We start from the raw sequence: 13278 nt of genomic DNA, 5'->3' as shown, positions 1-13278 counted from the left end.
ATGATGAAACAAAGTTTACAAACTGCTTTTTCTTGTTCTTCTTTTCTTCTCTCCTATCCTGAACTAGGGTGGAGAGAAGCTGTAACTGAATTGCAAGAAGAGATTGAAACGATAGAAAAGGAAGAAGTTAAAGCATCACTTACAGCCTTTATAAAGCAAGCGCTACATAAAACGAATGATCAACTCATTGATAGTTACGTATATACATTCGATTTTGGTAAGAAAACAAATATGTATCTTACTTATATGAACACTGGTGAACAAAGAGAAAGAGGTATTGAATTATTAGAGTTAAAGCAGCATTATAAAAAATCTGGTTTTGAAGTAACGGATAAAGAACTACCTGATTATTTACCACTTTTTCTTGAGTTTTTTGCAAATGCAAATGAGCAAGACAGTGAACCAATTATGAATAAATACAAGGAGAATATACAAGCATTACACGTTCAGTTAAAAGAAGCAGGTAGTATGTATGAACCAATTCTTGCGGCTGTTCTACTCGCTATCGAAGCATGGGATGTACAGACAAATTAGAAAGGAGAGTTGTTAAAATGATGAATCAATTTCTATGGGTATTGTTTCCCTATATCATTTTTGCAATCTTTATCGGTGGACATATTTTTAGATACAACTATGATCAATTTGGATGGACATCAAAATCTAGTGAACTATTAGAAAAGAAAATGCTCCGAATCGGAAGTCTATTATTCCACTTTGGGATTATGTTCGTAATTGGCGGTCATGTTATGGGGATATTAATTCCAGAAGCTGTATACCGTTCGATAGGTATTTCTGAGCATACGTATCACATAATGGCAATTAGTTTCGGGCTTCCGGCAGGTGTTGCTTCTATCATCGGTTTAATTATATTAACGTACCGCCGCGTAACTGTAAAACGTATCATTGCAACGAGTACAAAGGGAGATTATATTGCGCTTATTTTATTACTTATCGTAATGTTAGCAGGACTTTCTTCAACATTTTTAAATATCGATTCAAAAGGATTTGATTATCGTACAACAATTGGCCCTTGGTTCCGAAGTCTCTTTATTTTCCAACCGAAAGTTGAATATATGACGGAAGTACCAGTATGGTTTAAAATTCATATTCTTGCAGGGATGGGTTTATTCGCAGTGTGGCCATTTACAAGACTAGTACATGTATTTAGTGCCCCAATTAAATATGTAAGCCGTAGTTATGTAATTTACAGAAGACGTATTCCTAATGAGTTGAAAAAATAATACTGCTGTAAACAGATAGGAGTTAGCAGCTAAAACGAAACGAGGTCTAATATGGAAGGCCTCGTTTTTGTTTATATAGGTAATAGCCGTTAATAAGTAGTTTAAATTGAAAAAAGATTAGCATCTAAATAAGATGCTAATCAATGCTACAAACAGAAGCAGAGCAATCTTCACAAGCAATTTCACATTTTAAAAATTGTAAATCGTGGATTGTAATCTTTCCTTTATGAATCGAAATTGTACCTTGCTTTTTTAATTCATTTAACATTCGATTTACACTTTCACGTGAAGTTGCACAGAAATTAGCAAGTTCTTGATTTGTTAATGGTAAATCGATGAGAATCCCATTTTCTTTTAATACACCGTAACTATTTGTCATTCGTATAAGAGTAGAGTACAGGGCACCTTTTTTGCCGTGTAATACTAAATCTCGGAACTTCGTTTGCATTCTTCTTAAATGTTCACTAATCCATTTCATAAATTCAAATACAAGTGCTGGTTTTTGGAGTAATGCTTTTTCTAACGCTTCACGCTTTATAACTCCTACTTCAACATCTTCAAGGCATTTTGAATTTAATAAGTATTTCGCATTGTCCGTGAATAATGTTAGTTCTCCAATAATGTCATATTCCGAACAAATTCGGAGTGTCAATTCTTGTCCGTCAGCACTTAATTTACTAATTTGTACTTTTCCTGAGTGGATGATATAGAGCTCTGTTGCCTCCATACCTTCTTGAAAAATAAAACTACCTTTTTTAATTTGCATTTTATATTCAACAGATGCAAGTAATTCTTTTAAATCTTGAGATAATGTCATACTGTTTGCCACAGTGATCACCTTTCTTCTTATAAGCAATACATTTCCTATTTTGAGTGTAAGTATGATGAAAATGCAAGAGCTATTTTAAAAATAAATTGAAATTTCAATGACCGTAAGGGGAAGAAATCTTCAGTTTTTAGTTTGAAAAATTCAATAGACAAAGTGGATGAGATTAAAGATGTGAACAAAATTCGAACGGATTTGTGAAGAATTTTTGAATGGGGAAAGTAATGTGAGAAAAGTCACATTGAATATGTAGCTTCTTTTTTATAATGAAGGCAAATAAAAAAATTGAAAGCTTACTAAGGATTGCAGCAGAAAAGAAGGGATATAGATGCATGAGAACATGAAAGATTCTTTAGAACGGCCACTTCAAGATTTACGTATTTCAGTTATTGATCGTTGTAATTTTAGGTGTACATACTGTATGCCTGCTGAAGTGTTCGGACCTGATTACGCTTTTTTAAAGGAAGAGCTTTTATTAACGTTCGATGAAATAGAAAGATTAGCGAGATTATTTATAAGTATGGGAGTCAATAAAATTAGGCTTACTGGCGGTGAACCTTTATTGCGTAAAGACTTACCGACGTTAATTGCAAGACTTGCAAAGCTAGAAGGCTTAAAAGATATTGGACTCACAACAAACGGTATTCATTTAGCAAAACAAGCAAAGGCGTTAAAAGAAGCGGGATTAAAACGTGTAAATATTAGTTTGGATGCGATAGAGGATTATGTCTTCAAAAAAATTAATGGACGAAATGTAAGCACAAAACCTGTATTAAAAGGAATTGAAGAAGCGAAGAACGCAGGGTTAGAAGTAAAGGTAAATATGGTCGTAAAAAAAGGAATGAATGATAGTCAAATTCTTCATATGGCTCGTTACTTTAAAGAACAAGAAATTCAGCTCCGTTTTATAGAGTTTATGGATGTGGGCAGTACAAACGGCTGGAACTTTGAACAAGTTATTACGAAGGAACAATTAATAGAGAAGATTAATCGTGTATATCCGATTGAGCCTGTTAAACCTCGTTACTTTGGAGAGGTTGCGAAAATGTATCGATATGTAGGGAGCGATGCAGAAGTTGGATTTATTAATTCTGTTTCTGAATCATTTTGTTCTTCTTGTACGAGAGCCCGTATTTCGGCAGACGGTAAGTTTTTTACATGTTTATTTGGAACAAAAGGAACGGATTTGCGAACGCTTCTTCGAGAAAATATTTCTGACGCCTCATTATTAAAAATTTTACAACATACATGGCGATATAGAACAGATCGATATTCAGATGAAAGAACGGTTGAAAGTACAAGTAAACGTCCAAAAGTTGAAATGTCTTACATTGGTGGATAGTGAAAGGCGGAGTTCTTATGCAAGAGCGTTATGCAAGACAAGTATTGTTTTCTAGAATTGGTGAAATGGGACAAAGAAAAATAAGAGAAAAGCATGTGCTCCTAATCGGTGCGGGTGCACTAGGAGCTGCAAATGCAGAAGCTCTTGTTAGAATGGGAATTGGGAAATTGACAATTGCTGACCGTGACTACGTCGAATGGAGTAATTTACAACGGCAACAGTTATATACAGAAGAAGATGCACAGCAGTGCAAACCGAAAGCAATTGCAGCGGCAGAGCATTTAAGAAAGATTAATTCTGAAGTGGAAATTGTATCAGTTGTATCGGATGTCACACTGCAAGAAATGAAAGAGTTAACAAAAGAAGTGCATCTCATATTAGATGCGACTGACAATTTTGATACGCGCCTACTTATAAATGACATTTCACAAAAAGAAAATATACCTTGGATATACGGTGGATGTATTGGAAGTTACGGTGTAACGTATACAATTCTTCCAGGGAAAACACCATGTTTTCGCTGCTTAATGGATCATCCTATGGGCAGTGCAACATGCGATACAGCAGGAATCATTCAACCGGCTGTACAAATGGTCGTTGCTCATCAAGTAACAGAGGCGATGAAAATATTGGTGGATGATTTCGAGGCGCTAAGAGGAACAATGTTATCATTTGATATTTGGAACAATCAATATCTCTCATTAAAAGTAAATAGACAGAAGAAAAATACATGTCCATCTTGTGGAAATACACGCACGTACCCAAGTTTAACATTTGAAGCACAGATGAAAATGGAAGTGCTATGCGGACGGAATACGGTTCAAATCCGTTCAGGGGTAAAACGTGTTCTTCATTTAGAGGAAGTTCAAAAACGATTACAAAAAAGTGTACTTGTCCAAAAAACGCCTTACTTACTATCATTTCTAATTGATGAATATCGTTTCGTTTTATTTACAGACGGTAGGGCATTTATTCATGGAACAAATGATGTGAAAATAGCAAAACGATTATACGCAAAATATATAGGATGAACAGAAAGAGAGTTGTCCCTTATTAAAACGAGGTGAAAAAGAATGTTAGAAAAACGTATACCAATTCCAGTGGCAGAAGCAGTTGCACGTGTAATGGAATATGCTTACCAAGGTGAAATAGAAAAGGTTTCTCTTATAGAAAGCTACGGTAGAACACTTGGAGAAGATGTTATTGCAGATCATGATGTCCCGCATTTCAATCGTTCTCCATACGACGGATTTGCGATTCGAGCAGAAGACACAAAAGAAGCAAGTAGCAGTAATCCCATTCTGTTTGAAGTGATTGGTGAAATTGGAGCAGGTTTTGTTTTTACAGAAGATGTGAAAGCATTTCAAGCTGTCCGTATTATGACAGGTGCGGCAATTCCTGCGGGGTGTAATGCAGTAGTTATGTTAGAGCTAACGGAAGGATTTGAAGAAAACGAAAAGACTTATATGAAATTGAAACGCTCCTTTGTTGCTGGGGATAACATTTCTTTTAAAGGAGAAGATGTAAAACAAAATAGCATTCTGGTGAAAAAAGGGACTGTTATTAATCCTGGAGTTGCAGCACTTCTTGCTACGTTTGGTTATAGTACGGTATATGTTGTAAAACAGCCAGTCATTGGAATTGTAACGACAGGAAGTGAACTGCTCGAAGTACATGAACAATTAAAGCCAGGGAAGATTCGAAATAGTAACTCTTATATGGTAGCTGCTCAAATTGAACGAGCAGGTGGAATTGTACAGTATTATGGGCAATTCGCTGACAATTTTGAGACGTGTTATAACACTGTAAAAAAAGCGATAAAAGAAGTTGATATATTAATTACAACTGGTGGCGTTTCAGTAGGAGACTATGATTATTTACCGGCTATTTATGAGAGATTACAAGCTAATGTACTTTTTAACAAAATAGCGATGCGACCAGGAAGTGTGACAACTGTAGCTGAGTTAGAGGGAAAACTATTATTTGGTCTATCTGGTAATCCTTCTGCTTGTTATGTCGGATGTGAATTGTATGTTCGACCTGTCATTGGAACATACTTGCATAGGAAAGATCCGCACATATATCGTGCAGAGGCAATTTTACAGAAAGACATTTCGAAAGCAAATCCGTTTACTCGTTTTGTAAGAGGGAGAGTAGAAATTGTAGATGGGCAATTGCAAGTTACACCAGTCGGTTTAGATAAATCTAGCGCAATTTCTTCAATTGCAGAAGCGAATGCATTTATCGTTCTGCCGAGAGGAACGAGAGGATTTGAAACAGGAATAACCGTTTCGGTACTGTTATTAGAATCGAACGTCGGAAGTGAGTGGCCGTGGGAAGAGCCGCTTCGATCATACAAGTAATAGAAAAAGAGATTGCTAACTTATATAAGGATCAGAGGTGCAAGATGACACATACGTATTATGAAGTAATTGATACACCTATTTCAATTGAAGAAGTTACAAACAAAGTAATTCGTCGTGAGTGTGGTGCGGTTACTACTTTTATTGGTACTGTTAGAGAATTTACGAAAGGTCGACGTACACTTTGTTTAGAGTATGTAGCTTATAAGACAATGGCGGAGAACCAGCTTGAGAGAATTGGCACTGAAGTAGGAGAGACGTGGCCGGGGACATATGTCGCTATTACACATCGTATTGGTACATTACAAATTTCTGATCTTGCTGTTGTTGTCGCTGTTTCTACACCACACCGGAAAGCTGCATATGAGGCGAACGAATATATTATGGAGCGTATTAAACAAATTGTTCCAATTTGGAAGAAAGAGTTTTGGGAAGATGGTGAGTCATGGATAGGTGATCAGTTAGAGAAGGTAACATATGCAAATGGTGAGCCTGGAAAGGAGAGGAGTATATGATTGAAGTACTATTATTTGCACATTTACAAGAAGAAGTAAGTAAGCCAGCATTACACATAGATTGTGAAAATATTACAGTTGTGAAGCTGAAGGAAGTTCTGATTAAGGAATATAATGTAGCAATTTCAAACGAGATTATGGTCGCGATAAATGAAGAGTATGCAAATGAGGATGACATCATTCAAGTTGGCGATGTCGTAGCAATGATTCCGCCAGTAAGTGGTGGTTGATTCTTTTCAGCCTAATCATGTTAGGACGTGATTAGGCTGGAGAGAATGAATATAACTATGCATACATAGGAGGGAACAGGATGAAAAGTCCTAATTTTCAATTAAGTTTACAAACTTCTAATCTAGTTATCGGTTTTATGGTATGGGTCATTTTATCATCATTAATGCCTTATATTAAAGCGGATATTTCATTAACTGCGGGACAAATTTCTATGGTAACAGCAGTACCGGTTATTTTAGGTTCTGTTCTTCGCATTCCAATTGGTTATTGGACAAATCGTTTCGGAGCAAGAAAATTATTCTTTATTAGTTTTATTTTATTATTATTTCCTGTCTTTTATATTAGTGTTGCCAATTCTATGATGGATTTAATTATTGGTGGATTATTTGTCGGAATCGGTGGTGCTGTATTCTCTGTAGGGGTAACTTCTTTACCAAAATACTTTCCGAAAGAGAGTCACGGTTTTGTAAATGGTATTTACGGTGTAGGTAATGCCGGAACAGCCATTACTTCATTTTTAGCCCCTGTTATCGCAACTTCAGTTGGCTGGAGAGCGACAGTACAATGTTATTTGGTTTTACTTGCAGCATTTGCACTTATGAATTTTTTATTAGGCGATCGTAAAGAGAAAAAGGTGAATACACCATTAATGGAACAAATAAAAGGTGTATATAAAAATGAAAAACTTTGGTTTTTATGTATCTTTTACTTTTTAACATTCGGATCATTTGTCGCATTTACCGTATACTTACCAAACTTTTTAGTATCTCACTTCGGATTAGAGAAAGTAGATGCAGGTATGCGGACAGCTGGATTCATCGTACTCGCAACAATTATGCGCCCAATTGGTGGTTGGCTCGGTGATAAGTTTAATCCATTTAAAATATTAATCTTTGTATTTATCGGTTTAACACTTTCAGGTATTATTTTATCATTTATGCCTAGCATGAACGTGTATACATTTGGTTGCCTACTAGTCGCATTTTGTGCAGGTATAGGTAATGGTACAATCTTTAAACTCGTTCCAATGTATTTCTCAGAACAAGCTGGTATTGTAAATGGTCTCGTATCAGCTTTAGGTGGACTAGGAGGATTCTTCCCACCGCTAATTTTAACATTACTATTCCAATTAACAGGTCATTATGCAATTGGATTTATGGCGTTATCAGAAGTCGCACTTGCTTGTTTAATTATTACAGTGTGGATGTATAGCCAAGAGAAATTGTTAGTGATGTTAAAGAATCATTAATAAGGAAAAAGAACCGTCCCAAAGTATATTGGGATGGTTTTTTTAGTAATAGGCTTCAACATGTTTTTATTGCTATCTCAACAAACGCTCGTTTTCTAAAAGAATGTGTTTTTAAAATGAAAAACAGAAGGTTTATGGAATTTTATTTTAAAATATAGAAGTCAAAAGTTATTCAATTAAAGGGTAGATTAGTGAAGGAAATCTTAAATCTATTCTAAAGATCGAACTCATTTTTAGAATGCAAATATTTAATTGAATCGGGATGTTTAGATGAAAAAAATATAAGTCCACTCAAGATAAACAAGTATCAGGTATGTTAGGTGTTTTAAGCGACAAGTATGGAATTGATGTAAGTATTCTTCGCATAGTAACTGCAGTATCAGATTTCTCTAGGGCCAGATTTTTTGGTAAGGCTAATGGATATTGTGAAAAAGAATACTTAAAATAAAAAATACCGTTTAGGTTGATAAGATAAAATTATGAATTTGTATAAACAATCCATAATTTTCTTTATGAGTTATATTTGATATTTTAAAGAAAAGAGAGGGGAGGGAAATGAAATAAGAATTTTTGATGAGCATTTTCATATTATTGATTTCAGTTTTCTGATTATTAAGAACTGAGGGTGTTTTCCGATGAATTAAATGTGGTCCATATTTAGTAAAGAGTTTCATCCAACTATAATATATTTGGAATGAGGTTTTACATGTTTGTTTTTATTATATTAGACGTGATATTACCAATATTAATATTGATGCTAATTGGTGCAATCTTACAAAGAAAGTTTCAATTTAACTTAAAGCAGCTATCTACACTTATTACTTATTGCTTGATGCCAGCGGCTGTATTTGTGAATATATATGATATTCGTATAGAAACAGGTTTGTTGCTCCAGATAATATACTATTTAATGCTTTATAGTCTGAGTCTGATCATAGTAAGTCATTTCATTTCAAAAATATTAAAGTTAGAAAAAGGAGAAAGTGCAGCTCTAAAAAATAGCATTTCGTTAATGAATTCTGGTAATTATGGGTTACCAGTAAGTCAATTGATTTTCAGTAACAATCCAGTGGGGGTTTCCATTCAAATTTTTATTATTATTTTCCAGAATCTTTTAACTTATTCATATGGGATATATAACTTACTATCAGCAACAAAAACAATCGGAGGTATTATTCAATCATTTCTAAGACTGCCTGTATTTCATGCACTCGTATTAGGGGTTTTCTTTCAATCTTTTACAATTCAAATACCTAATTCTATCTTTATTCCTCTTAATCAGCTTGCGAATGGTTTTGTTGCAATAGCACTCATATTGCTAGGGGCACAATTATCCAACATTAAGCTTAATTTTTTCCATCGAGTCATAACATGGGCTTTAATTGGAAGGTTACTGATGGGACCATTATTAGCACTTGCTATGATATATCTACTAAACATGGATGGTATTGTTGCACAATCATTATTTATTGCAAGTTCTTTTCCTACTTCAAGAAATACATCAACCATTGCTATGGAGTATCAAATAGAACCTGAATTACATGCACAAATCGTTTTATTTTCAACACTTTTCAGCATTATTACAGTAACTGTCGTTATTTATTTGTCATATATTTTGTTTTGAATGTACGTGCAAAAACGAATAGATTTGAGGCGGTAAATGATGGACGGAAATCCCATCGATATGAGAAGAAAACAGTCTTAAATATATTGAGTGTCGTTTACAATTGTACTATGTCTGATAATCAAGTGGCTTAATTCAAAAAAAGGAAACTCGTTACGGGTTATTTCGTATGTAAATCTTTAAAGCATCTACATATAGATTTGCGAAAAAAGACACAATCTCGCTTATAATTGACGTTACATGAGCTTAGGTTGATAGTGATGGGGAGCGTCAAGTAAGAATTTTATCTTTATTGATTCCATGTAGTTTTTCCGTATTATTGTAAATAAGGGGGATGATTCTAAGTTGAGTAAACAAAATATCAGCACAACAGTTTCAGGAGATGTAATTGTTACCCATCTAGTTGGTAATATAAAAACAGATGATGTGTATGAATGGTTTAATGGTTTCGAGCAGGTTTGTCAGCAATTCATTTCCGAAGGGCGGAAATATAAATTGTTGGTGGATAGAAAAGGATACACGCCAAATCATTTTTCTGTTCAAAAAGTATGGAAAGAGAAGTTTTTCAATGAAACCATTTTGAATCACAGTAAGGCAATTGCATTTCTCCTTGAAGAGGGGGAGATAATGGATTATTTACAACAATCTAATACGAAAGAATCTGTGAGATTTTTTGATGAGTATGAATATGCGCTAATTTGGTTGAATGAATATCCAATATAAAACCTGTATTGAAGCAGTTGCTCTCAAGCAACTGTTTTTTATGTCCGTAATTGTTGCCGTTATTTTTCTTCACAGATTCTTGTCCAATTGCTTGTCTGAGCCTAAAAAACGAAACTAAAGCAAAAAGAACAAACGCCTCTAAAAACGTTTGTTCAAAGTTAATTACTATTTTAGCTGAGTGATAGATTACAATTTGCGAGTATGAGAAAGTTTTTTTATAAGTTTAGGAAGTATAGATGTTAATTCTTGCTTCATGCGCTTCGTAAACGATGGGTCCTTACCTGAAGTTGAAATAGTGACAACATATTCATCATTTCGAATGACACCAGGTGTGTGAAAAGATGATGCTGTACTACCACTTACAACGTTAACCCACTGGAAATCATGAGCGGCCTGTTTGACCATCATATTTACAGCATGTTGATTTGTAGCTGCATAAATAAGATGAGCATCTTTAATATCATCATTACTAAAAGTTTTTTGCTTCCAAGTAATATAAGAAAGTTCCTTCATTTCCTCGCAAATTTCTGGGCTGACAACAGTGACGAAAGCACCTGTATTTTTTAATCCAGACGCTTTTCGATATGCAATTTTACCTCCACCAATGATAACGACCACTTTATTTTGTAGATTAAACATAAGAGGGTACATGTTATACATATATGCATTCCTCCATTCGTTCTAATAATGTTAACTTCATGTATGTATCAAACTGAAGACAGTTACAAGTCGTAACGTGATCATATTTTTTTGTATGCAATTTAATTTTTTGAAGTAATAATCCGGTAAAGAGAAGGTACGGCATGACATATACATGGGACGCAGTCGATGTTATAGCCTTGAGCTCAGCAGCAAAAGAGGGAGTTCCTTTCGTTAAAAAGGAACAGGATACTGGCATACCAAGTTTTCGTTCGACAGCTGCTCTGATTTGTTGTAATTCATGTATCGGTTGTGTATCACTACTGCCTCGTCCTACGAGTAAAATACTACTATTTTGCATTGACATAGCTTCACGTATTCTTTTCACTACAAGTTCCACCATATGTGGATGTGTACTAAAAGGAGGTACAACTGAAAATGTTATTTGTGGATATTTCTTTTGTAGTTGCTCTATTTCAAAAGGAATATCACGTTTATAGTGAGCTGCTGCAAATAATAAAACAGGTACAATCATTATTTCAGTTACTCCCTCTATTATCGTTTCTGTAACTGCATCCGAAATAGTAGGTGTCGTTAGTTCTAGAAAAGCTATTTTTTGAATTCTTTCGTTTCGCTCTTTCATAACAGATTGAATAAATTGAATGAATTGTTCATTACCTTCTTGTAGCCGGCTCCCATGTCCAACATATACAATTCCTTTCATTGTCTCACCATGTCTTTCTTCATAAGAGTTTCTTGTAATTGATGATCTACGTTATGAAACCCAACTTTATTTGCATAGTGTAAAGTTGGAACGTCGGTATACGAGAATGGGAGAGTAAGAATATTGATAAAGCCAAGGCGTTTTATTTCTGCTAGAAACGTATCAATAGAAGCACGACCTTCAAATACAATGCTATCCCATGAGAATTCAGAAAGAATACGTGAATGAATTTCATCGAAGCGATGATCAATTGTGTACTCATGAGTCATCATATAGGAACCAGCACCAATTTTTTCTTGAATAACAGCAATTCGGTTAATGTTTCGTCCTAAATAAATCGTTGAATTCGAAGAAAATTGCGCAGGTTTACTGAACAATCCATATTGCATGAGCTTTTCTTGAATAGAAAGGTTCATATACTGAAGTTCTGCCTGTAAGGAACGAATATCTTTATGATATTTACTGCATGATTGCATTAAGATGTCTACACTGTCAGCGGAACAAAATACAAGACGATCAACGTTAAAAATCTTATTGATTTGTTCAGAGGTTAATGTGTATTCTTTCTTTTTGAAAGTTGGAATTTGATATATTTCTGCACCGGACTCTTGTAACATTTGCTTTATTGCGCTTTTTTTATTTGTTGCAGATGTAAATAAAACTTTCTTGCTGTGCAATGGCTTGCGTTCTTTCCAAGAGATTTGATTACGTAAGGAAACGACATCACCAACAATTGTCATAGAAGGATTAGAAATATTTTCGTTTTTGACAATAGAAACAATGGTAGACAGTGTCCCTGTGACAACGCGCTGTTTACCAGTTGTACCCCATTCAATGACTGCTACTGGCGTATCTTCTTTTTTTCCTGCTTGTAGTAAGTTTTCACAAATTGTAGGTAAGTTTTTTATACCCATGTAGTAGGCAATCGTGTCGCTATTGTAAGATGAATTATATTTTCCATGATCGCTTAAAGGACCTTTTGCATGTCCGGTTAATAAAGTGACACTATTACTGTAGTCACGGTGGGTGAGGGGAATACCTGCATAGATACTAGCGGCGATGCTAGATGTAATACCTGGTACAATTTCATATGGAATATTTGCTGATGCTAAAGTTTCTGCTTCTTCACCAACACGGCCAAAAATAGATGGATCTCCGCCTTTTAAGCGGACTACGATTTTTCCTTCTTTCGCAAATTGAAGGAGGTGTGAGTTAATCATTTCTTGACGCATAGTATGATTCTTTGGCATTTTTCCGCAATAAATAAGTTCACATGTTTCTTTTGTATAATTAAGAAAGGAAGGGTTTAATAAGCGGTCATATAAGACGATATCTGCACGATTTAAGCACTCTATCGCTTTTTTTGTAATAAGCCCTTCATCACCTGGTCCTGCACCAACTAAATATACATATCCGTTCATATTCGCACCTCGTCTATTTTTATTTAAAAGGAAGCCAGGGGAGGCTTCCTTTTGTAAATTACATGTATATATAAATATCTCCGTCAATAACTTCTACTTCATACGTTTGAATACAACCGTCATCAGGTTTTTGAACTTCACCTGTTAGTAGTGAAATTTTCCAATCATGTAGTGGACAAAAAACGAATTCTCCAGATACAATACCTTCCGCTAATGGCCCGTTTTTATGAGGACAACGATTTTCTACAGCTCGAATATCGCCATTTGAAAGGCGGAATAGGGCGAAAGACATACCTTTCATTTGCACCTCTTTACCGATTTGAATAGGAAGGTCTTCTGCACGCATAACTTTTATTTTTTCTTTCGTTTGTATCATATAG

The 13278-nt window shown here is 34.9% G+C and carries 15 protein-coding genes; 10 read left to right on the top strand and 5 right to left on the bottom strand.

What is annotated here, in order from left to right:
- Window positions 1–3 precede the first annotated feature (3 nt).
- Both narJ and narI read left to right on the top strand, forming a co-directional pair.
- The gene (gene narJ / locus MRP26_RS01385; RefSeq protein WP_063220184.1) at window positions 4–534 is read left to right on the top strand and encodes a nitrate reductase molybdenum cofactor assembly chaperone; all 531 of its coding nucleotides are present in this window, start codon (window positions 4–6) and stop codon (window positions 532–534) included.
- A 17-nt stretch (window positions 535–551) separates the two neighbouring features.
- Window positions 552–1241, top strand: coding sequence for a respiratory nitrate reductase subunit gamma (narI, locus tag MRP26_RS01380; RefSeq protein ID WP_000981851.1), 690 nt, complete (start codon window positions 552–554; stop codon window positions 1239–1241).
- Window positions 1242–1377: 136 nt separating this feature from the next.
- Here narI and MRP26_RS01375 read toward each other — a convergent pair whose 3' ends face one another.
- Entirely contained in the window at window positions 1378–2070 is a 693-nt protein-coding gene (locus MRP26_RS01375; RefSeq protein WP_000013866.1) for a Crp/Fnr family transcriptional regulator, read from the bottom strand.
- Window positions 2071–2395: 325 nt separating this feature from the next.
- On the opposite strand from MRP26_RS01375, the gene moaA reads away from it, so the two are divergent.
- The 8 genes from moaA (at window position 2396) to MRP26_RS01330 (ending at window position 10114) form a co-directional block, all read left to right on the top strand.
- On the top strand, window positions 2396–3409 hold the full coding sequence (gene moaA, locus MRP26_RS01370) for a GTP 3',8-cyclase MoaA (protein WP_242805875.1): 1014 nt from the start codon (window positions 2396–2398) through the stop codon (window positions 3407–3409).
- A 17-nt stretch (window positions 3410–3426) separates the two neighbouring features.
- On the top strand, window positions 3427–4440 hold the full coding sequence (locus MRP26_RS01365) for a molybdopterin-synthase adenylyltransferase MoeB (RefSeq protein ID WP_242805874.1): 1014 nt from the start codon (window positions 3427–3429) through the stop codon (window positions 4438–4440).
- Window positions 4441–4482: 42 nt separating this feature from the next.
- Entirely contained in the window at window positions 4483–5772 is a 1290-nt protein-coding gene (locus tag MRP26_RS01360; RefSeq protein WP_197234085.1) for a molybdopterin molybdotransferase MoeA, read from the top strand.
- A gap of 44 nt (window positions 5773–5816) precedes the next feature.
- Window positions 5817–6287, top strand: a complete 471-nt coding sequence (locus MRP26_RS01355; RefSeq protein ID WP_069355486.1) for a molybdenum cofactor biosynthesis protein MoaE — start codon at window positions 5817–5819, stop codon at window positions 6285–6287.
- Window positions 6284–6517, top strand: coding sequence for a molybdopterin converting factor subunit 1 (gene moaD / locus MRP26_RS01350; protein ID WP_069355487.1), 234 nt, complete (start codon window positions 6284–6286; stop codon window positions 6515–6517). Before MRP26_RS01355 ends, moaD begins: the two co-directional genes overlap by 4 nt.
- An 80-nt stretch (window positions 6518–6597) precedes the next feature.
- Window positions 6598–7767 (top strand): nitrate transporter NarK, encoded by a 1170-nt coding sequence (gene narK / locus MRP26_RS01345; RefSeq protein WP_069355488.1) that lies wholly within the window; start codon window positions 6598–6600, stop codon window positions 7765–7767.
- A 706-nt stretch (window positions 7768–8473) separates the two neighbouring features.
- Window positions 8474–9391, top strand: coding sequence for an AEC family transporter (locus MRP26_RS01335; RefSeq protein WP_197241093.1), 918 nt, complete (start codon window positions 8474–8476; stop codon window positions 9389–9391).
- 315 nt (window positions 9392–9706) lie between these two features.
- The gene (locus tag MRP26_RS01330) at window positions 9707–10114 is read left to right on the top strand and encodes an STAS/SEC14 domain-containing protein (RefSeq protein WP_225988557.1); all 408 of its coding nucleotides are present in this window, start codon (window positions 9707–9709) and stop codon (window positions 10112–10114) included.
- Window positions 10115–10300: 186 nt separating this feature from the next.
- Here MRP26_RS01330 and MRP26_RS01325 read toward each other — a convergent pair whose 3' ends face one another.
- The 4 genes from MRP26_RS01325 to nirD are packed head-to-tail and all read right to left on the bottom strand — an operon-like array spanning window position 10301 to window position 13274.
- The gene (locus MRP26_RS01325; RefSeq protein ID WP_000282601.1) at window positions 10301–10774 is read right to left on the bottom strand and encodes a precorrin-2 dehydrogenase; all 474 of its coding nucleotides are present in this window, start codon (window positions 10772–10774) and stop codon (window positions 10301–10303) included.
- Complete coding sequence (locus MRP26_RS01320) at window positions 10767–11477, bottom strand: sirohydrochlorin chelatase (RefSeq protein ID WP_242805873.1); 711 nt, start codon at window positions 11475–11477, stop codon at window positions 10767–10769. Before MRP26_RS01320 ends, MRP26_RS01325 begins: the two co-directional genes overlap by 8 nt.
- Window positions 11474–12898, bottom strand: coding sequence for a uroporphyrin-III C-methyltransferase (locus MRP26_RS01315; protein ID WP_071714372.1), 1425 nt, complete (start codon window positions 12896–12898; stop codon window positions 11474–11476). The genes MRP26_RS01320 and MRP26_RS01315 overlap by 4 nt, the downstream gene beginning before the upstream one ends.
- A gap of 58 nt (window positions 12899–12956) precedes the next feature.
- Window positions 12957–13274 carry a nitrite reductase small subunit NirD gene (nirD, locus tag MRP26_RS01310; RefSeq protein ID WP_000616683.1) on the bottom strand — a complete coding sequence of 106 codons (318 nt, stop codon included), beginning with the start codon at window positions 13272–13274 and terminating at the stop codon, window positions 12957–12959.
- Between the last annotated feature and the right edge of the window lie 4 nt (window positions 13275–13278).

This window comes from Bacillus sp. CCB-MMP212, assembly GCF_022748145.1.
Classification (GTDB): domain Bacteria; phylum Bacillota; class Bacilli; order Bacillales; family Bacillaceae_G; genus Bacillus_A; species Bacillus_A cereus.
The sequence above is the reverse complement of the archived record's forward strand: the minus strand, read 5'-3'. Positions and strand labels throughout refer to the sequence as shown.